Source organism: Symbiopectobacterium sp. Eva_TO (assembly GCF_053848865.1).
The window spans coordinates 2,974,502-2,999,686 of the sequence record NZ_JBSPEY010000004.1 but is presented as its reverse complement, the minus strand read 5'-3'; the positions used below and the strand labels follow the sequence as shown (position 1 = coordinate 2,999,686).

The window sequence follows — 25,185 nt, the reverse complement described above, 5'->3', positions numbered from 1 at the left end:
CGATTAACTTGAAGTTGCATTTTTCAGCGTCTGGAAGTTGTCATTAATCCTGCGCGACAAGCCCCCCGCCAGTCCCGGTAATATATTGCGGAAGAAGTGGTGTATTTCCTGCCGAAACGCCTTTGGTGAAGCGAAGTAGCGGTTGTTTCTCACCTTTTCATTCATCACTTTCCACAGTCTTTCTATCGGGTTCAGATTCGGGCTGTAAGGCGGCAGATAGTGGAGGTCGATATTCATCACATATGCCCACTTTTTCACCAGCTCCGCCCGGTGGTAACCCGCTCCGTCGAGTATGATATGCACCTTCTGTCTTATCGGGTAAGTTTCCCGGATGGCGATAAAAAAGCGGGCGATATTGAGACTGTTGATGCTGTCGTACTCCCGAACCACCGTGCTGCCGATGTCGTTCAGGTTCAGGGCTCCCATGATGTTCAGACGGGTACGACTACCGGTGGTTTCCACTGGCTGAGATTTTTTTCCCGCAGGCATCCAGCCATATGCCAGTTTTGTTCCCTGTGTAGTGGCACACTGATACTGGCCACCTGATCGGAGGTGATATGCTCACCTCATCAACACGACAGGTGACCTCATGGGTAAACATTTTACGGCGGAATTTAAGCTCGAAGCCGCAAAGCTGGTTGTCGACCACGGCTACACATACGTTAAGTCCGCAGAGGCGGTTAATGTCATATCGTTATACACATCTTTCTAACGCACTGTTTAATCAATGAGTTACGGGTTTATCTCAGAGTGGCATTTTGAACCTCAAAAAGCCAATGGGATGGCTTGAATGCCTTAATTCACGGGGTTCTGAGCATCCTGTTCAAAAAATGGCCAAAAGATGTGTATAACGATATGGGTTAATGTCAGCCATTCTGCCATTAGTCGCTGGGTCAATAAGCTTCGCCTTGAACGACAGGGAAAAACGCCAACGGGACTTCCTCTTACCCCTGAACAGCTCGAGCTGCGTGAGATGAAGAAAAAAGTCCAATGCCTTGAAATGGAGAACGAAATCCTAAAAAAGGCTACGGCGCTCTTAATGTCGGACTCACTCAACGGTTCACGGTAGTCGACAGGCTGAGGGCGCGATACCCGGTCACGGCGTTGTGCCAAACTTTTGAGGTACATCGCAGCAGCTACAGGCACTGGCAGGCTTCCGCTAATGAACCCGACGGTGAGCGCGTGGTTAAGTGTAGCCGCGTCATGGAAGCCTGGAACGCCAGCGGCGGCTCTGCCGGCGCTCGAAGTATCGCGACCATCGTCACCGGCAGCTCTGGTGTCAAAATGGGGCGCTGGCTGGCTGGCTGGCAAGCTGATGAAGGAGCTGGGTATCGCCAGCTGCCAGCGACCGGCTCACAAATACAAACGCGGCGGCAATGAACACGTTGAAATACCGAACTATCTCAACCGCCAGTTCGCGGTTACCGCGCCGGATCAGGTCTGGTGCGGCGATGTGACCTACATCTGGACGGGCAAATGCTGGGCTTACCTTGCGGTGGTGCTAGACCTGTTCGCCCGCAAACCGGTGGGCTGGGCCATGTCGACGTCGCCGGACTCGGCGCTGACAGTTAAAGCGTTGCAGATGGCCTGGGAACTCCGGGGACAACCAACAGGAGTCATGTTCCACAGCGACCAGGGCAGCCACTATACCAGCCGTCAATACCGGCAAGCCCTGTGGCGCTGCCGGATAAAGCAGAGTATGAGTCGGCGGGGTAACTGCTGGGATAATGCGCCAATGGAGCGGTTCTTCCGCAGCCTGAAGACAGAATGGGTGCCGACAAAGGGTTACAACAGCTTCAGCGAAGCCCAGGACGCGATTATCCGCTACATCACGGGGTATTACAGCGCTATCCGGCCTCACTGGTATAACGGCGGCTTAACTCCAAACGAATCTGAGCGACTGTTCTACATACAGTCTAATGCGGTGGCCAATATTAGTTGACCACTACAACCGTAGTGCTGGCCCATTATCGAATGTCAGGAATTTGCGGCACAGGAATGAAGCCTGACGACCTTTTTGGCGCATGGGCCTGTTCGGGGTGTCACGACGAAATAGACCGCCGTACGCGTATCACCGATGCTGAATATGCCCGACTGCATCATCTTGAGGGCATTATCAGGACGCAGACCGTTTTGCTAGAGGAGGGGAAGATTAAGCGATGACCGAATATCACCTGAAACTGCCGTGGCCACCATCGTTAAACACATACTGGCGACACGCACGACATCGGCACTACATCAGCGAGAAAGGCAAAGCATACCGACAAAGCATCACCCAGATAATCCAGCAGCAAAACCTCGATATCAACACCTCAGCAAGACTGAAAATCGCCATCACCGCCCACGCACCAGACAAACGACGCCGTGACCTCGACAACCTGCAAAAGGCGGTTTTCGATTCGCTCACGCACGCCGGATTCATGCTGGACGACGAACAGATAGACGATTTCAGGGTAAAAAGCGGGCAGCAAGAGCGTGGAGGCAGTTTGGATATCGTCATCACGGAATTGGAGGCAGCATGAGACCACGAGGACGACTTACTGAGAGTGACATTCCGCTTATTAGGGCATTACTGACCTCCGGTATGCCGGTGGCTGAGGTGGCGAGGAAATTCGAGACCAGCAAGCAGCATATCTACAGCATCAGGAACGGCAAAAACTGGGGGGCGGTGACATGAAAGATATTCGATACCTGTTGACGGCATGGGGAAACTGGAGCGGCTCACGCATTGGCACCGAGTACAAGGCAGCATGGCCCCTCGTCACGGCCAGCAGCGATATCCGGCCCATGCTGTCTGATGCCGACGGTGAGATAGTTGACCGGGCGGTAGGGCGGCTCAAGCATTTCGACCCGCTGGGATACGATATCGTGGTGGCGTATTACAGGGGGAAAGTGTCGTGCAGGGCGATAGCCAGAAAACTTGAAAGTCGGCCCAATTATATTACTGCATGTCTTTCACGCGCTGAAGCCTACATTGCAGGCCGCGTGGCTGAACTTTTGGAGGCGGCTTGACAACGCATACGGCTATCGAGATACTGGCCGCACTAGAAATTCCAGAGCGGTCATCCGCACCCGATAGCTTTGCGGCTTTTTTATGCCTGCGATCCGGCATAACTACATCCAGACAAAGATCGGGTGGAGAGGCGTAATAAAACACCCGAATGGGGAATATGCCCGGAGCGGCTTTGGATGCTCTAGTTGACACCCGATCACCAACTACTAACTGGTGATCTCAACTTAAAATCCAAAGGAGGCCAATTGTGGCTAATCAAATTTCAGTTGAATCATTATCCCCTATTTCTTTCAAGTCTATTCCTGTAGTAACGACCGAGTTACTCGCTAATCTATATGGAACCGATTGCGAAAACGTAAAGAAAAACTACGGTCGCAACATAGATCGCTTTGTTGAAGGTAAGCACTACTTCAAGCTCGAGGGCGAGAAATTACGTGAGTTCAAGTACAAGGTGACTAATTGTCCCTTTGTGAAAATCGCTCGCAACGTCCGGCATCTGATGCTCTGGACAGAACGCGGAGCGGCCCGTCACGCCAAGATGCTCGAAACCGATCAAGCATGGGAAGTATTCGAAAAGTTGGAGGACTGTTACTTCAATCAACGTCAGCGAGATCTCTTCGATACTGATTCTGCCATCACTGTCACGATACCGAGAGAAGGGCGTTGGCTGGTTTGTTACCGAAATAGACAACATCAGATTATTAATATCGATGGCAAGGACTGTGTCGATGGTGAGTATATCCGAAAACTGCGGCGCGATGTCCATCTGCTCGTTCAGACACTACAGGATTTTGGCTATCGCACATTAGTTATGTCTGGTGATGCCAGTCCTACGCGATTAAATAAACCACTTATTGAAAATACTGATCAAACGATCAGATAAAGTGCTTGACTGTTCGAACGTTCGAACACATAATACCCCCATGCTGGGGCAAAAGTGCGCAGGACATGAAGCCTCAACTCCCTCTGGTGGTTGGGGCTTAATGAGATGGTCACCCCCACCCTGTGAGCGGTACGCTGACAGGGTGTTTCTTTATGGAGAAGGCCATCATGCAAAACGTCACGCTTATTGGTATCGATCTCGGCAAACATTCTTTTCACATTCATTGTCAGGATAAATCAGGCAACGCATTACTGCGGAAAAAGTTTACCCGCACCAAACTCATCGAGTTTCTGGCTACGTGTACACCTACTACCGTTGTAATGGAAGCCTGCGCCGGTGCCCATTTTATGGCTCGTCGGATCAGTGAGCTGGGGCATGAAGTAAAGTTGATCTTTCCGCAGTTTGTCCGCCCTTTTGTCAAGAGCAACAAGAACGATTTCGTTGATGCCGAAGCAATATGCGAAGCCGGATCACGCCCTTCCATGCGGTTTGTGCAGCCAAGAACTGAGGCTCAGCAGGCTATGCGAGCCTTGCATCGCGTCAGGGAGTCGTTGGTCAGAGACAACGTTAAAACGACTAACCAAATGCATGCTTTTTTACTGGAGTTTGGTATCAGCATGCCGAAAGGTATTGCGGTAATCAAAAGGCTTTCAGCTGTTCTGGCTGATAATGACTTGCCACCTTATCTGGCACAGTTGCTGCTTCGATTACACGATCATTACCAATATTTGGTTGGGCAGATAGCAGAGCTCGAAAGAGAACTTGGGCAGGCACTCTCTCTAAATAACTGTTCCGAATAGTAGATCACCTGAAGGGAACTCAGTCCGAGTTGAGCGATCTGATCAATCGATAAAGATCCCAAATCATCAACCGGACTGAGCGATGTCGAGCATAGCACCGATACCCCGTAACGAACGACGCCTGATGAAGAAAACTCTCCATAAAACGCGTGACAAGAATCACGCCCGCAGGCTGACCGCCATCCTGATGTTGCACCGGGGCGAGCGCGTGAGCGATGTCGCCAGAATGCTTTGCTGCGCCCGTTCGTCAATCGGCAGATGGATTAACTGGCTCACCCTGTACGGCATTGAAGGCCTCAAATCTCTGCGGCCCGGTCGTGGCCGTCGCTGGCCGTTTGAACAGATCTGCGCACTGTTAATCCAGCTCGTAAAGCGTTCCCCTCATGATTTTGGCTATCAGCGTTCGCGCTGGAGCACGGAACTGCTAGCGATAAAAATCAATGAGATAACCGGTTGCCAGTTGCATGCTTCCACGGTGCGCCGTTGGCGGCCTTCTGCCGGTCTGGTGTGGCGACGCGCAGCTCCTACGCTGCGTATCCGCGACCCGCATAAGGAAGAAAAAATGGAGGCCATCGCGATGGCGCTGGAACAATGCAGCGCGGAACATCCCGTCTTTTACGAAGACGAAGTGGATATTCATCTGAATCCCAAAATTGGCGCGGACTGGCAGGTTCGCGGGAAGCAGAAACGCATCGTGACGCCGGGCCAGAACGAGAAATATTATCTGGCGGGTGCATTACACAGCGGGACGGGAAAAGTCAGCGATGTTGGAGGAAACAGTAAAAGTTCGTGTTTGTTTATCAGTATGTTAGAGCATCTGAGAGCAACGTACAGACGGGCAAAAACGCTCACGCTGATAGTTGATAACTACATTATTCACAAAAGCCAGGAGACGCAGCGCTGGCTGGAAGAAAACCCGAAATTCAGGGTTATTTATCAGCCGGTGTACTCACCATGGCTAAATCATGTAGAGCGGTTATGGCAGGCGTTGCATGAAACCATCACCCGCAATCATCAATGCTGTTCAATGTGGCAGTGACTGAACAAGGTTCGCCGCTTCATGGAAACCGTCAGCCCGTTTCCCAGTGGAAAACATGGACAGGCAAAAGTGTAGCGGTATTAGGAACAGCTATTTAGTTCTTATTAACTTACTTAAAATAAGGATGCATATTATGCAAAAACAATTGAGAGCAACATGGGTATCAAGCGTTATCAATCTTGATTGGCCTTCTAAATCCACCCTAAGCATTACTAATGATGAAGAAAGAATCAATGCGCAGAAAAATGAACTAATACTCATTCTTGACGAAATAAAGAAAATGAACATGAATACTATCATGCTTCAGATTAAACCTTGCGCTGATGCATTATATCGTTCCGAAATACTTCCATGGTCTAAATATTTGACAGGGGTATTAGGAAAAAATCCTGGTTTTGATCCACTTTCTTATGCGATAGAACAAGCTCATTCTCGAGGTATTAAGTTACACGCATGGCTAAATCCTTATCGCATATCAATGAATACAGACCCATCCACTATTGAAGAGCTTAACAATTCATCATCAGATTCTCCTGCTAGTGTGTTTAAAACGCACGCTGACTGGGTAGGCACCGCCTATAATAGGTTTGTTCTCAATCCGGGCATCCCTGAAGTGAGGGACTGGATGGTAAATATCATCGAAGAAGTCGTGAAAAACTATGAAGTTGATGGCATTCACTTTGATGATTACTTCTATTATGAATCATCTAACTCAAAATTAAATGATGATGTGACTTATAAAAAACATGGCCAAGGGTTTAATAGCAAAGCGGACTGGAGAAGAAATAACACCTATTCTTTAGTGAAAAAATGTCATGAAAAAATAAAGGAAATAAATCCTCAAGTAGCATTCGGAATTAGTCCAGCGGGAGTATGGCGAAACAAAAAAGATGACCCATTAGGTTCAGATACGCAGGCAGGAAACCCAAATTACGATTCTGCGTATGCAGACACACGAAAATGGGTTATTGAAGAAATTATTGATTATATTGTACCTCAAGTATATTGGCCTTTCGCTCGTCAGGTTGCTCGTTATGATGTTATTACCAGATGGTGGGCAGAAACAGTAAAACAAACCAAAACGAAATTATATATCGGAATGGCACTTTATAAGGTAGGTACACCGTCTAATGTAGAGCCTGATTGGTCTATTGAAGGTGGAGTACCTGAAATAACCCGGCAATTAGATCTGAATGATTCTTTACCAGAAGTAAAAGGATGTGTGTTATTTCGTCATCTTTTTTTAAGAGAATCACAAACACAACAAGTCGTTCAATATATGAAGAGACGGTGGCAGGAGCACGAGAGATCTTAATGCAAGTTAATATAACTTTATGATTTTATTAGTAATTAGATTCATAACTGTATAATTAGATTTTGAAAAAAACGCCCCAATTAGGGGCGCTATGATTAAGCAGCGTTGTGTTCAAGGACACACCCGGATTCATTTTGAACGCCAATGGGAATCTTCTGTGGTTTTTCCTGTTCAGGGATCTCGTAGGTAAATTGCAGTGTTAATAATCCTTTATCTAGATTTGCCTGTTGAATCGTTATTCGATGCTCAAGGCTGAAACTTACAGAAAATCCATTTTTACTAATGCCTTGATGTAACCATTTTACACCTTCTTTTTCATCTTCTGATTCATTTTTCTCATCGATCGCTTTACCGCTGATGGTTATCTGGTGATTGTGCACAGAAATATCCAGTTCATCTTGTGAATAACCCGGCACGCTAAACGTTAGCTCATAATGATTCTTGTCTTTTTGACGTAGGTTATAAGCCATATCGTTATACACATCTTTTGGCCATTTTTTGAACAGGATGCTCAGAACCCCGTGAATTAAGGCATTCAAGCCATCCCATTGGCTTTTTGAGGTTCAAAATGCCACTCTGAGATAAACCCGTAACTCATTGATTAAACAGTGCGTTAGAAAGATGTGTATAACGATATGGTCCAGAGCTGGGCGCAATGTTGTTCTTTGATTCCGACGAGACTCATGGCGCTTACCTACTGATGAACAAGCGTATGCCCAAGGGCCGCCCTAAGCTAAACGAAGTATTGCGCTTAGTTGCGCAACTCGGAGGCTTTCTTGCTCGAAAAGGCGACGGTGAACCAGGCGCAAAAACTATCTGGAAAGGCTTGCAGAAAGTCATGACGGCCGCCGAAACGCTACGCGCGCTCAGGCACGAACAGAGATGTGTATAACGAGGTGGTTATAAGCTGGATTATCGCCAAGAGGCTTTTCACCGGTGAGTCGACTAAACAGCCGATCCATTTGGGTAATGCGATCAGGAAGATAATTACTGAAGGTAGGAATTAGAGATAAAGAACGATAAGAAGTCATATGCCCTCCTTGAGGGTCTGTGTTAAAGAGCAAAGTTGATCTTCAATAGTAAATATATTGGGGGCATATAAGGCATTTTCAAGTTACCTACCATTTTTTGGAGTAAAATATGTCATCTCGATTAAATGTCGATTTTCTCGCTGTTAAACCGCACATTAACACTACTATCCACTGGATTTATCAAAAAACCTTTTCCGCCAAAGACCGCATCGCCTTCTACGACATGCTGGCCTTTTTGCTGGATAACAACAAATCGTTGCAGCAAGCCTTTATCGATATGCGCAATGTGGTCACCGATTTTGGCCGCAAACATCATCCCTATGCGGTGTTGTTGACCGATTGCCTGTCGGCGCTGGATGAGGCGCAAGGCGCGTTTGAAAAGGTACTGCTCGAATGGGTGGCGATTCAGGAAGCCACCCTGATCGGCTCAGGGATGCTCTCCGGCAAGCTCTCTGATGTGTAGTGGTCAACTAATATTGGCCACCGCATTAGACTGTATGTAGAACAGTCGCTCAGATTCGTTTGGAGTTAAGCCGCCGTTATACCAGTGAGGCCGGATAGCGCTGTAATACCCCGTGATGTAGCGGATAATCGCGTCCTGGGCTTCGCTGAAGCTGTTGTAACCCTTTGTCGGCACCCATTCTGTCTTCAGGCTGCGGAAGAACCGCTCCATTGGCGCATTATCCCAGCAGTTACCCCGCCGACTCATACTCTGCTTTATCCGGCAGCGCCACAGGGCTTGCCGGTATTGACGGCTGGTATAGTGGCTGCCCTGGTCGCTGTGGAACATGACTCCTGTTGGTTGTCCCCGGAGTTCCCAGGCCATCTGCAACGCTTTAACTGTCAGCGCCGAGTCCGGCGACGTCGACATGGCCCAGCCCACCGGTTTGCGGGCGAACAGGTCTAGCACCACCGCAAGGTAAGCCCAGCATTTGCCCGTCCAGATGTAGGTCACATCGCCGCACCAGACCTGATCCGGCGCGGTAACCGCGAACTGGCGGTTGAGATAGTTCGGTATTTCAACGTGTTCATTGCCGCCGCGTTTGTATTTGTGAGCCGGTCGCTGGCAGCTGGCGATACCCAGCTCCTTCATCAGCTTGCCAGCCAGCCAGCGCCCCATTTTGACACCAGAGCTGCCGGTGACGATGGTCGCGATACTTCGAGCGCCGGCAGAGCCGCCGCTGGCGTTCCAGGCTTCCATGACGCGGCTACACTTAACCACGCGCTCACCGTCGGGTTCATTAGCGGAAGCCTGCCAGTGCCTGTAGCTGCTGCGATGTACCTCAAAAGTTTGGCACAACGCCGTGACCGGGTATCGCGCCCTCAGCCTGTCGACTACCGTGAACCGTTGAGTGAGTCCGACATTAAGAGCGCCGTAGCCTTTTTTAGGATTTCGTTCTCCATTTCAAGGCATTGGACTTTTTTCTTCATCTCACGCAGCTCGAGCTGTTCAGGGGTAAGAGGAAGTCCCGTTGGCGTTTTTCCCTGTCGTTCAAGGCGAAGCTTATTGACCCAGCGACTAATGGCAGAATGGCTGACATTAACCGCCTCTGCGGCCTTAACGTATGTGTAGCCGTGGTCGACAACCAGCTTTGCGGCTTCGAGCTTAAATTCCGCCGTAAAATGTTTACCCATGAGGTCACCTGTCGTGTTGATGAGGTGAGCATATCACCTCCGCTCAGGTGGCCAGTATCAGTGTGCCACTACAATGTGCTGCGGGCGTACGCCAATGGCCACGTTACTTGATGGTAAACGAGTCTGGGCAGAAAAAAATCTGAACCAGATTTAATCTGACAGACACCTGTATAAATAACCGGTAACTGTCAGATCAGGTCTGAGCTAATACACTTAAATCGTGGGAAACTGTCGCCGGGCCAGCCCCCGCGCCAGCACGCAAGCGCCCATGCTCAACCACATCATTTACGGACAGGTCGGCCAGTTTTATCTCTGCAATGTCACAGTCCACCAGCATGTTGAGAACATAATTCTTTGTGCGCCCAGCTTTACCGCCCAAGTCCGGATCGCTGATGTACTTCATCAGCAGTTGACGAACACTTATTTGACTTGCATCGGAATCGGACTGGACACCATGCTCCTCAAGTTCGGCGGCGCGACGTGTACCCCAGCTCTTTGCTACGGCTAATTTTCCAAACGTTTTACTTTCACGGTAAAGGTGTTTACCCTGATCCTTCACCCCAACAGTGCAGCGGTATCTTACTGCCCCATCTGCGCGGGGGCGTTTAGCAATCGTAAAGTATGCCATTTCGTTACTGTCTCCGCATATTAGGACACCAAATCGTGGTGTCCCTTATGGTGTCCCGTGAATGCAAAAATAAGACAAAACCGCCCAAAATGCACGAAAATAAAGAAACTCCCAACCCGAATAAGAAAAGCGCAGTACCTGAGAAAGCCAGCAATTACAACCTCAATCGCTTCTCCATCGCGCCGATGCTCGATTGGACCGATCGCCATTGCCGTTATTTCCACCGCCAACTGACGCGTCAAACGCTGTTATACACCGAGATGGTCACGACCGGTGCCATTATTCACGGCAAGGGAGATTATCTGGCTTACAGTGATACCGAGCATCCGGTGTCGTTGCAGTTGGGCGGCAGTGATCCTGCCGCGCTGGCGCAGTGCGCGCAGTTGGCAGAGCAGCGCGGCTACGATGAGATCAATCTCAACGTTGGCTGCCCTTCGGACCGCGTGCAGAATGGACGCTTCGGTGCCTGCCTGATGGCAGAAGCCGAGTTGGTGACGGATTGCATCAAAGCGATGCGCGATCGGGTATCGATCCCCGTTACGGTGAAAACCCGTATCGGCATCGACGATCAGGATAGCTACGCTTTTCTGTGCGATTTTGTTCACACCGTGGCCGAGCGCGGCCACTGCGATACCTTTATTATCCATGCACGCAAAGCCTGGCTTTCAGGCCTGAGTCCAAAAGAGAATCGCGAGATCCCGCCGCTGGATTATCCACGCGTCTATCAGCTCAAGCGCGATTTTCCGGCGTTGACCATCGCCATTAATGGCGGTGTAAAAACGCTGGAAGAGGCAAAAACCCATTTGACGCAGCTCGATGGGGTGATGATGGGACGCGAAGCCTATCAAAATCCCGGCCTGCTACTGGATGTCGATTCGCAACTGTTCGGTATTGATGCACCCGCCGTCAGCCCGTTTAGCGTGGTGGAAGCGATGTACCCATACATCGAGCATGAACTGACCAACGGAACCTATTTGGGCCATATCACCCGCCATATGCTGGGCTTGTTCCAAAGTATTCCCGGCGCGCGTCAATGGCGCCGTCATTTAAGCGAAAATGCCCACAAACCCGGCGCAGGCATCCCGGTGGTGGAAGCGGCACTGGCGCTGGTACGCGATCGCGCGGCATAAAAAACACCAACTGTTAGTCAAAATAGCCACAAACTATTGTCCGCACTGACATTTTATTATTATAAATCAATGTGTTATCAGAATGGGAAGGTTGACATACTTCTTGTGATACCTCCCGCAGAACGCGCCGTTAGTACGGCACATCTGATTGAGGAGAGAAATCATGCTGGAGTTTTTGTTCGTTGTGGGCTTTTTCGTGATGCTAATGGTCACTGGGATTTCACTGATTGGCGTACTGGGCGCATATAGAGAAGTAATTTATTTGATACTTGTGGGAATATCCGGGAATTGGCGGGAACTCATGGGATTTCTTGAGGTTAGAAGTGATTTTCTGATTTGATACCAATGCTTAAAAAATAAACAATTGTTTACCTGTAAGTAAAATATTTGATACCACTACAAACAAGCTTTAATGCCCTTTAAATTGCATGATGTAGCCCCCTGTAACACCAGACAGTAGCTGTATCTCCAGATAAGAGATAGGCTTAGATATATGTCTAACAATCATGCTAATTTTGAAATGACCGGGATCCTGTTAGGGCAAGAAGTCCGTAAGCGTAAAACTCCGCAAGAGAAAATCGCCATCATTCAGCAGACAATGGAGCCGGGGATGAACGTCTCCCATGTAGCCCGCCTGCATGGCATCCAGCCCAGCCTTTTGTTTAAGTGGAAGAAGCAATACCAGGAAGGAAGCCTCACCGCCGTTGCGGCCGCAGAAGAAGTGGTTCCAGCTTCGGCGCTGGCGACTGCCCTCAAGCAGGTCCGGGAGCTACAGCGCCTTCTGGGTAAGAAGACGATGGAAGTTGAGATCCTCAAAGAAGCAGTGGAGTACCGCCAGTCGCGAAAATGGATAGCGCACGCGCCCTTGTTGCCAAAGGACGGGGAATAGCTCTGGTCAGCCGCGCCATGAGCGTGTCGCGTGCGCAGCTGTCACTGCGGGTTAACCGTTCTGCCGACTGGCTGGACAGGCGCAGCAACCGGCGTAATGACGAAGCTGATGCTGAGATATTATCGGACATCCTCCGTATCATCAGCGACATGCCCAGTTACGGTTACCGCCGAGTGTGGGGTATCCTGCGTAAGCAATGTCGTGCAGAGGGACTTCCACCGGTGAACGCCAAACGGCTTTACAGGATAATGAGCGAGCATAACCTGCTGTTGTTGCATGATAAAACTGAACGTCCGAAGCGGGAGCATAAAGGCAAAATCGCGGTAGCAGAGAGCGATATGCGCTGGTGCTCAGATGGCTTCGAGTTCGGTTGTGACAACGGCGAGAAGCTGCGGGTGACGTTCGCACTGGACTGCTGCGACCGGGAGGCCATAGACTGGGCAGCGAGCACCAGGGGTTATGACAGTTCAACCGTGCAGGATGTGATGCTGAGGTCGGTGGAAAAACGCTTCGGTAGCGCGCTGCCGGATAAACCAGTGCAATGGCTGACGGATAATGGTTCAGCGTACACAGCGCATGAAACGCGGAAGTTCGCCAGAGAACTGAATCTGGAGCCCTGCACAACAGCAGTGAGCAGTCCACAGAGTAACGGCATGGCAGAACGGTTCGTGAAGACGATGAAGGAAGATTACATCGCCTTCATGCCAAAACCCGATGTGCGAACAGCGCTGAAGAATCTTGCAGCGGCGTTCAATCATTACAATGAAAACCATCCGCACAGTGCGCTGGGATACAACTCCCCAAGAGAATATCGGCGCCAGCGGGCATCGTTAACTTAAGATACAAAAGCTGTCCGGAGATGGTGGGTCAAGATCAGCCCTTTAAATTGCATTTATAAAACAGTTTTACTGGGCCAAGGCTTATTTGTATTAGTCGCGACTTGATCTGACACTGGACCTTGAAAGGTTGAGAGTTACCGGTTTTGATATGGGTGTCGAATCCTTATACAAAACACGAGGTAACTCTCATGCTTCATACTAACAATCCCATCATCAAACACAAAGCCGGCCTGCTCAATCTCGCCGAAGAACTCGGTAACGTATCAAAAGCCTGTAAAATCATGGGGGTGTCACGCGACACGTTTTATCGCTATCAGGAACTGGCGGCAGAAGGCGGCATTGACGCTCTGGTTAACCAAAACCGCCGGGTTCCCAACCTGAAAAACCGTGCTGATGAAGCCACTGAACGTGCGGTTGTTGATTACGCCATTGAGTTCCCGGCTCATGGCCAGCACCGGACCAGTAATGAGCTGCGTAAAAAAGGCGTCTTCATTTCTGGCAGCGGTGTGCGCTCCATCTGGCAACGACACGATCTGGAAAACTTTCGTAAGCGCCTGAAGGCACTTGAAGAAAAAGTTGCCAGAGAAGGCATCGTACTTACTGATGCTCAAATCGCTGCACTGGAGAAGAAGGCGCACGACGACGAAGCCTGTGGTGAAATAGAGACTGCTCACCCGGGTTATCTGGGGTCGCAGGACACCTTCTACGTGGGTAATCTGAAAGGTGTTGGCCGTATCTACCAGCAGACGTTCGTGGATACGTACTCGAAAGTGGCGCACTGCAAGCTTTACACGAGTAAAGCACCGATCTCTGCCGCCGACCTGCTCAATGATCGCGTGCTGCCGTTCTACGAAGCTCAGGGGCTGCCAATGCTAAGAATACTGACCGACAGGAGGACGGAGTACTGCGGTAAAGTGGAACAACATGACTATCAGCTGTACTTGGCTATCAACGATATAGACCATACGAAAACGAAAGCGATGTCTCCGCAGACAAACGGTATCTGCGAGCGCTTCCATAAAACTATTTTGCAGGATTTTTATCAGGTTGCGTTCCGTAAGACGTTATACGAGGACCTAGAAAGTCTACAAAAGGATCTGGACAACTGGTTGTGGCATTACAATAATGAGCGAACTCATCAGGGTAAAATGTGCTGCGGGCGTACGCCAATGGCCACGTTACTTGATGGTAAACGAGTCTGGGCAGAAAAAAATCTGAACCAGATTTAATCTGACAGACACCTGTATAAATAACCGGTAACTGTCAGATCAGGTCTGAGCTAATACAGCTTATTTCATGCTCTGACCCTGATGTTAGCATCAATATGATCTACTTCTGAAATGGTTTCTCCGGCACTGATTTCAATTTTGGATAAAATCTCTCTAAGCTGTTCTTCTGACATGGATTCTAACCGTAAAGCTATTCGTTTTCTATCTCCTTTTAGTTCTAAAAGTGCTTGATTTTCTGTATCAAGTAGGTGAAAAACTGTCTCAAGTCCTTTACGAGCAAGAATCTCGAATAATCTTAACTTTTCTTGATCCGTCAGAAGCGATAAAAGCTCAAAAAGCTTCCGTTCGGCATCTCCATTTGAAACCAACTTATTGGGTTCTTTGGTTTTTTTTCGGATTCATAAATGTCACCTTCACCATTAAGAAGCCAATTGAGAGAAACGCCTTCGTGTTCGGCTATCTTCAATAACTGGCTTCGTCTAGGGCTTGGCTTTAAGTGTCTTCTTTTATAATAATTTTTTAATGTACTAACATTAATCCCCCAAGCCCTTGCGGCTTCACTTCTAGATGAATATCTATCAACCAATTGAAAAATTCTCTCGATTACCGGTTCTTTTTCGGGTTCAAGAAAAGTACGACTAGGTTTTTTTGTCATCACTAACACCTGTAACTTATTGCATTGATTTATAAAAAGAAATAAATAAAACCATTAAAACCAAAAGAAACCTTTACTTAGTTTCTTTTGGTTCTTATACTTTGCCTGTACGCATAACTTTTCAGTTATTCATGCGGATAACTTTTTAGGATAGACGAATGATGAGCAAAAAAGAAGACATGTGTGCTGATTGGCACCCTGAGATCATTAAAGCGGAGATCCATAAGCGAGGGTTGTCGTTTCGCTTACTGTCCTTGCAAGCCGGTTACAGCAAGGATTCGCTCAAAACGGTTTTACGGACGCCTTGTAAAACCTATCAGAAGATTATTGGTGAGGCGCTGGGGGTCGAACCTGAAACCATTTGGCCCAGCCGTTACAAGATTAAAAGTTACATACGTAAGGCATCATAATTATGTTTGTTGTTGCTAAAGAACTTATTGGCGTAATGGGTCTCCCAAAAACTACCAAGGGCATTAGAGAGATATTGTCACGTTTAACCAAAAATACGCCCGCTCTGGTACGTAAACGTCAAGGGACCAAGGCTTACGAGTACCACATTGATTGTTTGCCCATTGAAGCTCAATGCGCGATCCGTGAGCGGCATCTTAAACAACTGATGATCGCTGCACCGGTGGATGATGCCGGCAAACAACCCTCTGTATCAAAGGTCAGCACCGATCACGAGAAGCTTGGCAAGCTGGACGTTTACCGCCGTTGCCCGGCATTGGTTGGCAATAAATTGGCCGACCTGACGGATAAACAGCGCCAGATTGCTGATGCACGCATGTTACTGGTGCAGCATATCCTCACCATAGGGCGGCAGCCGCGTTATAGCTGTGCGCAGGCGATCCGCTTTATTGTCCAGCAGGCGAAAACAGGCCAGTTGCCCGAGGGGATCGCGCAAGCGGCACAGGTAGCCAATGCCAAGAAAGGCCAAAACCGTCAACTCAGTGAAATCACCCTCAAGCGCTGGCTGGCCGACTACAGAAAGGCCGCTACCCCCGCCGAACGCTTGATAGTGCTGGCTCCGGGTAAGCGCGAGGTGGTCAAACCCGAGCAGATTGCCTGGTTACATGACTATCTGGCGCACTATCGCAAGCCGAACGGGTGCAGCATGAAAGAGGCCTATGTGGATTTTTGCGCCGAATGGCAACAACGCTATGCGGATGAGCCGCTGATGTTAGCCGCGCAGCCGTCCTATGATGCGGTGCTGTATGCGATGGATAAACTCCCCGAAATCGTCAAACAGCGCGGGCGCAAAACCGGCAGCGAATATCGCCAGCTGGAAGGGTTTGTCCGCCGCGATTGGACCAGTTTACCGGTTAACTACGTCTGGATTGGCGACGGTCACGGCATGAAGATGAAAGTCGCCCATCCCGACCACGGCCAGCCTTTTTCGCCGGAAGTGACGTTTATTCTCGATGGCAGCTGCCGCTATATCACCGGCTGGAGCCTGTCGCTCTCTGAAAACGTGATTGCCGTCACCGATGCCCTGCGTTATGGCATTGCCACTCACGGCAAGCCGTTTCTCTACTACTCAGATAACGGCAGTGGGGAAACCAATCTCACCCTGGATGCAGACGTGACCGGCATTCTGCGGCGGCTCGAGATTGACCACCCGACCGGTATCGCCGGCAATCCCCAGGGGCGCGGCATTATCGAACGGCTGAACCGTACCTTGCCCATGTACATTGCCCGCCGCTTTGCCACTTATTACGGTACCGGCGCTGACCGGGAAACCGTGCGCAAGACCGGCAAGGCGCTTAAATCGGCGTTGAACGCCCAGGCAAAGGGCGGTGAGCTGACTGTCGCCCAGCAGACCACGCTACGCAAGCTGCCCTCCTGGGAAATGCTGATTGATGAAATCAAGGCCGGGGTGGAGTGGTACAACGCCCGTCCGCACAGTGAGTTACCCAAACGCCCTGACGGGCAGCATTACAGTCCGGCCGAGTTTCGCCGCTGGAAACTGGAAAACGACGGCACCGAGCTGGAATGGCTGACACAGTTTGAACTGCGTGACCTGTTTATGCCACAGACCGAGCGCACGGTCAGGCGCTGTGAAATCCGTTTCCTTAACAATATTTACTATGCCGCCAAACTGGCCAATGAGCACGACCGCAAGGTGTTAATCAGTTACGACATTCACGATGCCAGCAAGGTTATCGTGCGCCGTATGGTGCGTATTCGCATGCGATCGATCATCGATTCGCATCTAAGGTCGATCACGTTTTCGCATCGTAATCGATCACCCGGGAACCTAACTTTTTTATCGTTTTAGCGTGTTTCTTCTGCGCTTTCCACTGCCAGGCTATTTTTCCTTAATGATTCTCCCTGAAGCTCCACTCTGTGAGAGTTGTGGATCAGCCGATCCAGGAAGGCATCTGCCGCCGTCGGGTTTTCCATCACTCCGTACCATTGCTCCACCGGCAACTGGCTGATAAGGATCGTGCTGGTTTGCCCATATCGCTCTTCCGTTATTTCCAGCAAGTCATTGCATTGCCGCGTTGTGATAACTTCAAGACCAAGGTCGTCCAAGATAAGAAACTCTATTTTTTGAAGCTGTTTCAGTTGCTTAAGCCAGCTGCCGTCCAGTCGGCCCTGCTCAAGCTGATCCAGCAGCCGACCCATGCGCCAGTATTGAACGCTTCTCTTTTGCCGGCACGCCTGCTCGCCCAGGGCACAACCTACCCAGCTTTTTCCGCTGCCAGTTGGCCCTGTTATCAGGATATTCTTGCTGTGGGTGATGTAATGCCCGTTCAGAAGCTCGCGCATCTGTTCGGCCTTTAACCCTCGGGAGACCGGATAGTACATACCCTCAGGGGTTGCACCGTGGCGCAACCGTGCCTGCTTTCTCAACCGCCCAACACGGCTGTTTTCACGATTCAGTAGCTCTTCTTCGACAAGTAACCCCAGGCGTTCTGCGAACCCCAGCTCATTGTATGTACCAGGTGCCTCACGCTGGCGTATCATGCCATCGGCCATTGCCGACAGCTTCAGCGTTCTAAGTTTGGTTAGCAGGTCATCAGTCATAACGACTCCCTTTTTCAGTGGTAATATTTTGGACCACGCAGATTCTCGTGCTCCAGTGGAAGCTGTAACTCTCTATTTCCTTTAACTGTTTCTCCGATGCCCTCCCTGTTGTGACGCAGCTGATTCTCGATAAAACGCCTTTCCGGATGGTTCAGCCCGCAGGCCTTGTCACAGGCTTTTTCCAGCCGTTCGGCACCGTATTTTTTCTGGAGCGACAGTAGGCCGAGAACAGCCCGATAAGCCTGCTCAGGATGATTCTTCGCGTTTAGCATCGCTTCCACCACCTGCCGGGTCGCCTTGCCGGTTCTCGCGGCATTATCCAGCAGCTTTTCAGGTGTCCAGCTGCTGTGCCCGCGGTGATTGACCGGCATGTGTGCCGGATTCGTGCTGTGGCTGTACTGCCGATCGCTGCGAGGGTGCTGAGCCACGCAGCGGCCCTTATGCCAGACCTGGACCAACGTCTGACCCGCTTTTACCGACAGCCTTTCACCAACCAGCTCATGGGGAACGGAGTACCAGTGGCGGTCGTATTCGACGTGATAGTCAGGAGCGACCTTCACCGCACGGTATTCGGTGTATTCATAGGGCATGGCTGGCAACGGCTGCAGGCACGGCGCATCGAGCAGCGCAAAGCGCTGCGCTCGGCTCTGGCCCCCATAACCTTTCATTGGCCGGTTATTCAGCTCGATCATCAGCTCACTGAGCCTGACGTTGAGCGCATGCATCGTATGGAAGGTTTCATTGCGTATTCGCGCCAGGAGCCACCTTTCGACCAGCAGGACGCCGTTTTCCACTTTGGCCTTGTCTTTCGGTTTGTAGGGTCTGGCTGGCATCACTACCGTGCTGTAATGCGAGGCCAAAGACTGATAGCTGTCGTTGATGACCGGCTCGTAGCGATCTGCTTTGCTCACCGCGCTACGCAGATTATCGGGTACCAGCAGGGCTGGAACGCCGCCGAGGAAGGTCAGGCAGTGGCTGTTAGCATTCAGCCAGCTCATCATGTCCTGACCGGGGCAGGCTTCTGCATAGGTATAATTTGACGCTCCCATGACAGCGACGAAGATGGCGACCCGGCGCACATTTCCCGTATCGGGGTCGGATACCGGCACCGTGGGCCCGCAGAAGTCGATGAACAGCTTCTCACCGGCACGGTGGGTCTGGCGCATCGAGCGTTTCTGGCATTTCTTCCATTGGCGATAACAACGGCAGAACTGAGAGTAGCCCAGCGCCATTTCTCCGGTTTCGGTGCTGTATTCTATCCACAACAGCTGCCTGGTAACCCCTGGCCGTCTTAGCTCGGTATCGATATACAGCCAGTCTGGCGCGATAAGCTCCGAGGTGCGCATTCTGCGGGTGGGGAACAGCATCTTTTCCAGTTTTTCTGGCAAGAGCGCATCAGGCAATGGCCACGACAGCGATGCGGCGGTAAAACGGGAGAGCACCTCATAAACTGTGGAAGGGCTGACCCTAAGAGCAGCGGCGATGGTGCGATTAGACTGGTTGCACTCAAATTTGAGTTTGAAGATCTGAAGACAAGTCTCCATGGGACTCCTGCTTTTTCTCTTTCTGGCCATCGTTATCTCCATTTCAGTAGAAACTGCGAACGGAGAGGAGGTTAGAAGAGTTAAGTCCCGGAGTGATCGATACGACGCGAATCAGTGATCGACCTTAGATGCGAAATCGTGATCGATTGTCATGCGAATCACTGATCGATCACGATGCGAATATGCACTGAACGCCAGCAACGTTGACCGTAGCGGTTTCAACGTCGCTGTCGTAGTCAAATTCAGTAGAAAAAACCGCATCTCCCAGACAGTGCGAGATTCCCTCCAACAGGCTGAAAATACCCTCCCGCCAGTCAATATAGATGCCGTAGACGCTCATAAAGGTGGACTGATAGTCATCTCGTGAGGACGCCGTTTGCTCGGTCCCTTTATGGTATTTGAAAAATGCATGACGTCTGGCGCAGGCCCGTTCATCACCCTCAGCAGCAAAAAAATCAGAAAACGCATCCCTGTCAAGCAATTGCACTGTGGTTCCTTCCTCTGTTTAGCGCGTTTTTTTACGCTGTCCTATGCATTCTTTTTTTGCTGTATGCGGTCACTTTCATACAACAGCAAAATGCGTTCTGCGAAGTCGTCATCGACGGTATAAAAATAGCTTTCCGGTACGCCGAGTACGCGGGCAAAGGCGCACATCATCTCGAATGTGGGGCGATAGGTGCCGCTTTCATACTGTGAGACACGCGAACGCGCGGTCGCTTCTTCAATACCCGCGAGCACTCCCAGTTTTTCCTGAGTCAACTTGGCATGCAGGCGGGCGGATTTAAGGCGAGCAGGTAGCATCATGGCACCATCGATAATCGATATTGACTTAGTGTTTAGCATTACTTAACATTGCAGTTGTTTAGATATGCTGAACATTCGCACATAATAACATCGGGGGATGGTAATGGACGGTAAGGACTGGCACCCGGCAGATATCGTAGCGGGTTTGAAAAAGCGTGGCACAACGCTGTCAGCGCTTTCCCGAGAAGCGGGATTGGCGTCATCAACACTGTCAAATGCGTTGGTGCGACGCTGGCCCAAAGGCGAACGGCTGATTGCTAACGCGTTGAATAAACGCCCTGAAGAGATTTGGCCTTCGCGCTATTAGCCCACGTCTAGAAAATGGCATATGCCTTAGATTCTCTAACAAAAAAGCGCTTCATGCCTCCCCTGTCGAGGAGTAGCCTTACTCTATCCCTTACTTAATACATGGAAATTACAATGAGTGTGGTTTATGTGGTGGTGCTGACGTATGTACAGCCGCTTGAGGCGATTGATGAACAGATTCCTGCCCATGTCGGATGGTTAAAGCAGGGCTATGCCGACGGTGTTTTTCTCGCATCAGGCCGCCGCATTCCGCGCACTGGCGGCGTCATTTTGGCGAAAAGCGACAGCCTCGAGCAGTTGCAGGTGCGCCTTAGTCAGGATCCGTTTCAGAAACAGGGGCTGGCCCATGCAGACATCATTCCGTTTGATGCCAGTATGACGGCGCCTGCGCTGCAAGGCCTGCTGTGATCCCTTCGTGTTAACACGGCCAGCTCATCGATGCTGATTGAGCTGGTTATGCCCTCGGCATTTTTATACCTTTTTTACATCCCCGCCTGCGATATTAACGACATTTTTACGCCCTGATTCTTACACTCGAGCCACATTCAATAAACGCGGGGAGATAAACCGTGAATGTGGGACTGATGACCGGCATCGTGCTGGTATTTCTCTTACTGGGCTATCTGTTTTACGCCCTGTTTCGGGCGGAGGAATTCTGATGGCGGCCAATGCGTTTTTACTTCTGGCCAGTTTTCTGGCCGTATTATTGGTGCTGGCCCAACCGCTGGGTCGGTTGATTACAGGGATGGTGCTCGATCGCGCTTTACCCGGCGTGGCGGCGTTTGAACAGGGGATTTGGCGTGTGTGCGGTGTGTCAGACGGCGAGATGAACTGGCGTCAGTATCTGTGCGCCATTCTGCTGTTTAACGCCCTTGGGTTGTGCTTTCTGGTGGTAGTGTTGATGGCGCAGGGGAGCTTGCCCTATAACCCGCAGCAGTTGCCAGGCTTGTCCTGGCATTTGGCGCTGAACACCGCCATCAGCTTTGTCAGTAACACCAACTGGCAATCCTACGCCGGGGAATCCACCCTGAGCTATTTCAGTCAGATGGTGGGACTTGCGGTACAGAATTTCTTATCGGCAGCTACCGGGATTGCGGTACTGTTTGCGTTGATGCGTGGCTTTTCCCGTCAGAACAGCGACGAACTCGGCAATGTGTGGCGCGATCTGACGCGTATCACGCTATTTGTGCTGTTGCCGCTGTCGCTGCTGATGGTGCTGTTTCTGGTCAGTCAGGGTGTGATTCAGAATGTTAACCCCTACCTGACGCTCACCACGCTTGAAGGCGCACAGCAGACGCTGCCGATGGGGCCAGTGGCGTCTCAGGAAGCGATCAAAATGCTCGGCACCAACGGCGGCGGCTTTTTCAATGCCAACTCTGCTCACCCGTTCGAAAACCCCACCGCGTTAACCAATTTTGTGCAGATGCTGGCGATTTTCCTGATTCCGGCCGCGCTGTGTTTCACCTTTGGCGAAACGGTGCGCAACCGGGCGCAGGGACGAACCCTGTTGTGGGCCATGACGTTGATGTTTGTGGTGGCGGCGGTGTTGGTCATGATGGCGGAAGTGAAGGGTAACCTGAATTTGACACTGCTTGGCGCGGACAGCGCGATGAACTGGGAAGGGAAGGAGAGCCGCTTCGGTATTCTCAATTCCAGCCTGTTTGCCGTGATCACCACGGCGGCATCGTGCGGTGCGGTCAACGCCATGCATGACTCCTTTACCGCGCTGGGGGGAATGATTCCGCTGTGGTTGATGCAACTGGGGGAAGTGGTGTTTGGCGGTGTTGGCTCGGGGTTGTACGGCATGCTGATGAACGTGCTGCTGGCGGTGTTTATTGCCGGGTTGATGATTGGCCGCACGCCGGAATATCTGGGAAAGAAAATCGGTGTACCGGAAATGAAGATGGCGGCGATTTATATCCTGATCACCCCGTCACTGGTGCTGTTGGGTACGGCACTAGCGATGATGACCGATGCCGGGCGCGCCGGAATTTTCAACCCGGGACCGCACGGTTTTAGCGAAGTGCTTTATGCGCTCTCTTCTGCGGCCAACAACAATGGCAGCGCCTTTGCCGGGCTCTCTGCCAATACGCCGTTCTGGAACCTGCTGCTGGGTGCGGCGATGTTGATTGGACGCTTTGCGCCTTTTATCCCGCTGCTGGCCATTGCCGGTTCACTGGCGGCTCGCAAAATCCAGCCCGCCAGCCCCGGTACGTTGCCGACGCACGGCGCACTGTTTGTCGCGCTGATTATCGGCACCGTGTTGCTGATTGGTGCACTGACGTTTATCCCTGCGTTGGCACTGGGGCCTGTTATCGAACATTTGCAGTTGCTGGCACGCTAATCGCCGGAGAATTCTATGACACATCAAATCGCGTCTTCACAGCGCGGCACACTGTGGTGTGCTGCGCTGACTGAATCATTGACCAAGCTTAGCCCTCGCGTGCAATACCGTAACCCGGTGATGTTTGTGGTGTATCTGGGCAGCATCCTCACCACGTTGTTGGCCGTGGGCATGGCGCTGGGGTGGAGTGAGGGACAACTGGGTTTCACGGCGGCCATTAGCCTGTGGCTGTGGTTCACCGTACTGTTTGCTAATTTTGCCGAAGCGCTGGCGGAAGGACGCAGTAAGGCTCAGGCCGAGAGTTTAAAAGGCATTACGCGCACCAATTGGGCGAAAAAGCTCTCTGGCCCGGAGCCTGAATCTGCCCAGCAGAAGGTTGCCGCAGACAGCCTGCGCAAAGGCGATTATGTGCGAGTGGATGCGGGTGACATTATCCCGTGTGATGGTGAAGTACTGGCCGGGGGCGCTTCCGTGGATGAAAGCGCTATTACCGGTGAGTCTGCGCCAGTGATTCGCGAGGCCGGCGGCGATTTCGCATCGGTAACCGTGGGCACGCGCATTCTCTCGGACTGGCTGGTGATTCGGTGCAGCGTCAATCCCGGTGAAACCTTTCTGGATCGCATGATCGCCATGGTAGAAGGGGCCAAACGGCGTAAAACGCCGAATGAAATGGCACTGACCATTCTGCTGATTTCACTCACGATTGTGTTTCTGTTGGCGACAGCGACGCTGTATCCGTTTTCTGCCTGGGGCGGTACACCTGTCAGTATTACGGTGCTGGTGGCTTTGTTGGTCTGTTTGATCCCTACCACCATTGGCGCATTGCTCTCGGCGATTGGTATTGCGGGCATGAGTCGTATGCTGGGTGCGAATGTGATCGCCACCAGTGGACGCGCGGTGGAAGCTGCTGGCGACGTGGATGTGCTGCTGCTGGATAAAACCGGCACCATCACACTGGGTAACCGACAGGCCAGCGCTTTCCTGCCTGCCAGCGGCATCAGTGAATCCGCGTTGGCAAACGCTGCGCAATTGGCCTCACTGGCCGATGAAACGCCGGAAGGGCGCAGTATCGTGGTGTTGGCTAAGCAAAAATTCAATCTGCGCGAGCGTGATTTGCAGAGCCTGAGCGCCACCTTTATCCCTTTTTCGGCGCAAACACGCATGAGTGGCGTCAATGTCGGGCAAAAAATGTTGCGTAAAGGCGCGGCGGACGCGATTCGTCGGCACGTTGAAAGCAACGGCGGGCGTTTCCCTGCAGATGTGGTAGCTCTGGTGGAATCGGTGGCGCGCAAAGGCGGAACACCGCTGGTGGTGGCGGAAGATAATACTGTCATGGGCGTGGTCGAGCTCAAGGATATCGTCAAAGGCGGTATTAAAGAACGCTTTGCTGAACTGCGCCGCATGGGGATCAAGACGGTGATGGTCACGGGCGATAACCCACTGACCGCTGCCGCCATCGCTGCTGAAGCGGGTGTCGATGACTTTTTATCGGAGGCCACACCCGAAGCCAAGCTGGCGCTGATTCGTCAATATCAGGCAGAAGGACGCATGGTGGCGATGACAGGGGATGGCACCAACGACGCCCCCGCGCTGGCGCAGGCGGATGTCGCGGTGGCGATGAATTCCGGTACGCAAGCGGCGAAAGAGGCAGGCAACATGGTGGATCTGGACTCCAACCCGACCAAGCTACTCGAAGTGGTGCATATCGGTAAGCAGATGCTGATGACACGTGGCTCGTTAACCACGTTCAGTATCGCCAACGATGTCGCTAAATATTTTGCCATTATTCCCGCAGCCTTTGCGATGACCTATCCACCGCTGAATGCCCTTAACGTGATGGGGCTGCATTCGCCAGCTTCTGCCATTTTGTCGGCCGTGATTTTTAATGCCTTGATTATCGTACTGCTGATTCCACTGGCATTGACAGGGGTGAGCTACCGCCCGATGCCAGCGGCCGCGCTATTGCGCCGCAACCTGTGGATTTATGGCGTGGGGGGGCTGGTAGTGCCTTTTATTGGCATCAAAGCGATTGACCTGATACTGACCGCGTTGGGTTGGGTTTAAGGAGAAT

Annotated in this window: 24 protein-coding genes and 7 pseudogenes; 21 read left to right on the top strand and 10 right to left on the bottom strand. The window is 51.2% G+C overall.

Annotation, left to right across the window (positions count from 1 at the left end):
- Positions 1-3: 3 nt before the first annotated feature.
- Positions 4-519, bottom strand: a pseudogene (locus tag ACWWJF_RS17925) (IS630 family transposase); the annotation flags it as partial.
- A 70-nt stretch (positions 520-589) separates the two neighbouring features.
- On the opposite strand from ACWWJF_RS17925, the gene ACWWJF_RS17920 reads away from it, so the two are divergent.
- The 9 genes and pseudogenes from ACWWJF_RS17920 to ACWWJF_RS17880 all read left to right on the top strand — a co-directional run bounded on the left by ACWWJF_RS17920 (position 590) and on the right by ACWWJF_RS17880 (position 7,050).
- Entirely contained in the window at positions 590-712 is a 123-nt protein-coding gene (locus ACWWJF_RS17920) for a hypothetical protein (RefSeq protein ID WP_455870186.1), read from the top strand.
- A gap of 147 nt (positions 713-859) precedes the next feature.
- Positions 860-1,942, top strand: a pseudogene (locus ACWWJF_RS17915) (IS3 family transposase); the annotation flags it as partial.
- Between the two features lie 8 nt (positions 1,943-1,950).
- Positions 1,951-2,163 (top strand): annotated as a pseudogene (locus ACWWJF_RS17910) (nuclease domain-containing protein); the annotation flags it as partial.
- Positions 2,160-2,522, top strand: coding sequence for a RusA family crossover junction endodeoxyribonuclease (locus tag ACWWJF_RS17905; protein ID WP_455870185.1), 363 nt, complete (start codon positions 2,160-2,162; stop codon positions 2,520-2,522). The pseudogene ACWWJF_RS17910 and the gene ACWWJF_RS17905, both read left to right, overlap by 4 nt.
- A gap of 151 nt (positions 2,523-2,673) precedes the next feature.
- Positions 2,674-3,012, top strand: a complete 339-nt coding sequence (locus ACWWJF_RS17900) for an antiterminator Q family protein (RefSeq protein WP_455870184.1) — start codon at positions 2,674-2,676, stop codon at positions 3,010-3,012.
- A gap of 248 nt (positions 3,013-3,260) precedes the next feature.
- Positions 3,261-3,896, top strand: coding sequence for an ORF6N domain-containing protein (locus tag ACWWJF_RS17895; RefSeq protein WP_455870183.1), 636 nt, complete (start codon positions 3,261-3,263; stop codon positions 3,894-3,896).
- 167 nt (positions 3,897-4,063) lie between these two features.
- Positions 4,064-4,672 (top strand): annotated as a pseudogene (locus ACWWJF_RS17890) (IS110 family RNA-guided transposase); the annotation flags it as partial.
- A 106-nt stretch (positions 4,673-4,778) separates the two neighbouring features.
- Positions 4,779-5,810: pseudogene (locus tag ACWWJF_RS17885) on the top strand (IS630 family transposase).
- A 58-nt stretch (positions 5,811-5,868) separates the two neighbouring features.
- Entirely contained in the window at positions 5,869-7,050 is a 1,182-nt protein-coding gene (locus ACWWJF_RS17880) for a glycoside hydrolase family 10 protein (protein WP_455870182.1), read from the top strand.
- A 95-nt stretch (positions 7,051-7,145) separates the two neighbouring features.
- Here ACWWJF_RS17880 and ACWWJF_RS17875 read toward each other — a convergent pair whose 3' ends face one another.
- A complete protein-coding gene (locus tag ACWWJF_RS17875) occupies positions 7,146-7,589 on the bottom strand; it encodes an Hsp20 family protein (RefSeq protein ID WP_455870181.1) in 444 nt (147 codons plus the stop codon).
- A 101-nt stretch (positions 7,590-7,690) separates the two neighbouring features.
- Between ACWWJF_RS17875 and ACWWJF_RS17870 the strand changes: the two are divergent.
- Both ACWWJF_RS17870 and ACWWJF_RS17865 read left to right on the top strand, forming a co-directional pair.
- Positions 7,691-7,942, top strand: a pseudogene (locus ACWWJF_RS17870) (IS4 family transposase); the annotation flags it as partial.
- Positions 7,943-8,304: 362 nt separating this feature from the next.
- Positions 8,305-8,544, top strand: a complete 240-nt coding sequence (locus ACWWJF_RS17865; protein ID WP_455870180.1) for a hypothetical protein — start codon at positions 8,305-8,307, stop codon at positions 8,542-8,544.
- A 3-nt stretch (positions 8,545-8,547) separates the two neighbouring features.
- On the opposite strand, the gene ACWWJF_RS17860 is transcribed toward ACWWJF_RS17865, so the two are convergent.
- Both ACWWJF_RS17860 and ACWWJF_RS17855 read right to left on the bottom strand, forming a co-directional pair.
- Positions 8,548-9,716 (bottom strand): IS3 family transposase gene (locus ACWWJF_RS17860; RefSeq protein WP_455868400.1). Its coding sequence is split into 2 segments (ribosomal slippage): positions 8,548-9,461 and positions 9,461-9,716, totalling 1,170 coding nucleotides; the frame shifts between segments, so codons are not numbered across the junction.
- A 193-nt stretch (positions 9,717-9,909) separates the two neighbouring features.
- Positions 9,910-10,275 (bottom strand): hypothetical protein, encoded by a 366-nt coding sequence (locus ACWWJF_RS17855; RefSeq protein WP_455870179.1) that lies wholly within the window; start codon positions 10,273-10,275, stop codon positions 9,910-9,912.
- A 158-nt stretch (positions 10,276-10,433) separates the two neighbouring features.
- Here ACWWJF_RS17855 and dusA point away from each other — a divergent pair, with 158 nt between their 5' ends.
- The 4 genes and pseudogenes from dusA (at position 10,434) to ACWWJF_RS17835 (ending at position 14,431) form a co-directional block, all read left to right on the top strand.
- Positions 10,434-11,474 (top strand): tRNA dihydrouridine(20/20a) synthase DusA, encoded by a 1,041-nt coding sequence (gene dusA / locus ACWWJF_RS17850; RefSeq protein ID WP_455870178.1) that lies wholly within the window; start codon positions 10,434-10,436, stop codon positions 11,472-11,474.
- A gap of 163 nt (positions 11,475-11,637) precedes the next feature.
- Positions 11,638-11,751: pseudogene (locus ACWWJF_RS17845) on the top strand (envelope stress response protein PspG); the annotation flags it as partial.
- A gap of 243 nt (positions 11,752-11,994) precedes the next feature.
- A protein-coding gene (locus tag ACWWJF_RS17840; protein WP_455871160.1) for an IS3 family transposase occupies positions 11,995-13,202 on the top strand; the annotation gives its coding sequence in 2 pieces (ribosomal slippage) (positions 11,995-12,316 and positions 12,316-13,202; 1,209 coding nt in all).
- A gap of 188 nt (positions 13,203-13,390) precedes the next feature.
- Positions 13,391-14,431, top strand: a complete 1,041-nt coding sequence (locus ACWWJF_RS17835) for an IS481 family transposase (protein WP_455870177.1) — start codon at positions 13,391-13,393, stop codon at positions 14,429-14,431.
- A 65-nt stretch (positions 14,432-14,496) separates the two neighbouring features.
- On the opposite strand, the gene ACWWJF_RS17830 is transcribed toward ACWWJF_RS17835, so the two are convergent.
- Entirely contained in the window at positions 14,497-14,799 is a 303-nt protein-coding gene (locus ACWWJF_RS17830; protein ID WP_455871279.1) for a hypothetical protein, read from the bottom strand.
- Positions 14,745-15,086, bottom strand: a complete 342-nt coding sequence (locus ACWWJF_RS17825) for a helix-turn-helix domain-containing protein (RefSeq protein ID WP_455870176.1) — start codon at positions 15,084-15,086, stop codon at positions 14,745-14,747. The genes ACWWJF_RS17830 and ACWWJF_RS17825 overlap by 55 nt, the downstream gene beginning before the upstream one ends.
- 158 nt (positions 15,087-15,244) lie before the next feature.
- On the opposite strand from ACWWJF_RS17825, the gene ACWWJF_RS17820 reads away from it, so the two are divergent.
- Entirely contained in the window at positions 15,245-15,496 is a 252-nt protein-coding gene (locus tag ACWWJF_RS17820; protein WP_442890284.1) for a helix-turn-helix domain-containing protein, read from the top strand.
- A 2-nt stretch (positions 15,497-15,498) separates the two neighbouring features.
- Complete coding sequence (locus ACWWJF_RS17815) at positions 15,499-17,364, top strand: Mu transposase C-terminal domain-containing protein (RefSeq protein ID WP_455870175.1); 1,866 nt, start codon at positions 15,499-15,501, stop codon at positions 17,362-17,364.
- Here ACWWJF_RS17815 and istB read toward each other — a convergent pair.
- From istB to ACWWJF_RS17795, 4 genes are all read right to left on the bottom strand, one after another.
- Entirely contained in the window at positions 17,361-18,116 is a 756-nt protein-coding gene (istB, locus tag ACWWJF_RS17810) for an IS21-like element helper ATPase IstB (RefSeq protein WP_455868472.1), read from the bottom strand. The two genes, ACWWJF_RS17815 and istB, sit on opposite strands and share 4 nt — an antisense overlap.
- Before the next feature lie 14 nt (positions 18,117-18,130).
- A complete protein-coding gene (gene istA, locus ACWWJF_RS17805) occupies positions 18,131-19,660 on the bottom strand; it encodes an IS21 family transposase (protein ID WP_455870174.1) in 1,530 nt (509 codons plus the stop codon).
- Between the two features lie 169 nt (positions 19,661-19,829).
- Positions 19,830-20,147 (bottom strand): hypothetical protein, encoded by a 318-nt coding sequence (locus ACWWJF_RS17800; protein WP_455870173.1) that lies wholly within the window; start codon positions 20,145-20,147, stop codon positions 19,830-19,832.
- A gap of 41 nt (positions 20,148-20,188) precedes the next feature.
- On the bottom strand, positions 20,189-20,461 hold the full coding sequence (locus ACWWJF_RS17795) for a helix-turn-helix domain-containing protein (RefSeq protein WP_455871159.1): 273 nt from the start codon (positions 20,459-20,461) through the stop codon (positions 20,189-20,191).
- Between the two features lie 106 nt (positions 20,462-20,567).
- Here ACWWJF_RS17795 and ACWWJF_RS17790 point away from each other — a divergent pair, with 106 nt between their 5' ends.
- From ACWWJF_RS17790 to kdpB, 4 genes are all read left to right on the top strand, one after another.
- Positions 20,568-20,771: a helix-turn-helix domain-containing protein gene (locus tag ACWWJF_RS17790; RefSeq protein ID WP_196907968.1), complete on the top strand. Its 204-nt coding sequence runs from the start codon at positions 20,568-20,570 to the stop codon at positions 20,769-20,771.
- Positions 20,772-20,884: 113 nt separating this feature from the next.
- Complete coding sequence (locus ACWWJF_RS17785; protein WP_455871158.1) at positions 20,885-21,178, top strand: YciI family protein; 294 nt, start codon at positions 20,885-20,887, stop codon at positions 21,176-21,178.
- 250 nt (positions 21,179-21,428) lie between these two features.
- A complete protein-coding gene (gene kdpA, locus ACWWJF_RS17780) occupies positions 21,429-23,114 on the top strand; it encodes a potassium-transporting ATPase subunit KdpA (RefSeq protein WP_455871157.1) in 1,686 nt (561 codons plus the stop codon).
- 15 nt (positions 23,115-23,129) lie between these two features.
- Positions 23,130-25,178 carry a potassium-transporting ATPase subunit KdpB gene (gene kdpB, locus ACWWJF_RS17775; RefSeq protein ID WP_455870172.1) on the top strand — a complete coding sequence of 683 codons (2,049 nt, stop codon included), beginning with the start codon at positions 23,130-23,132 and terminating at the stop codon, positions 25,176-25,178.
- Positions 25,179-25,185 lie beyond the last annotated feature (7 nt).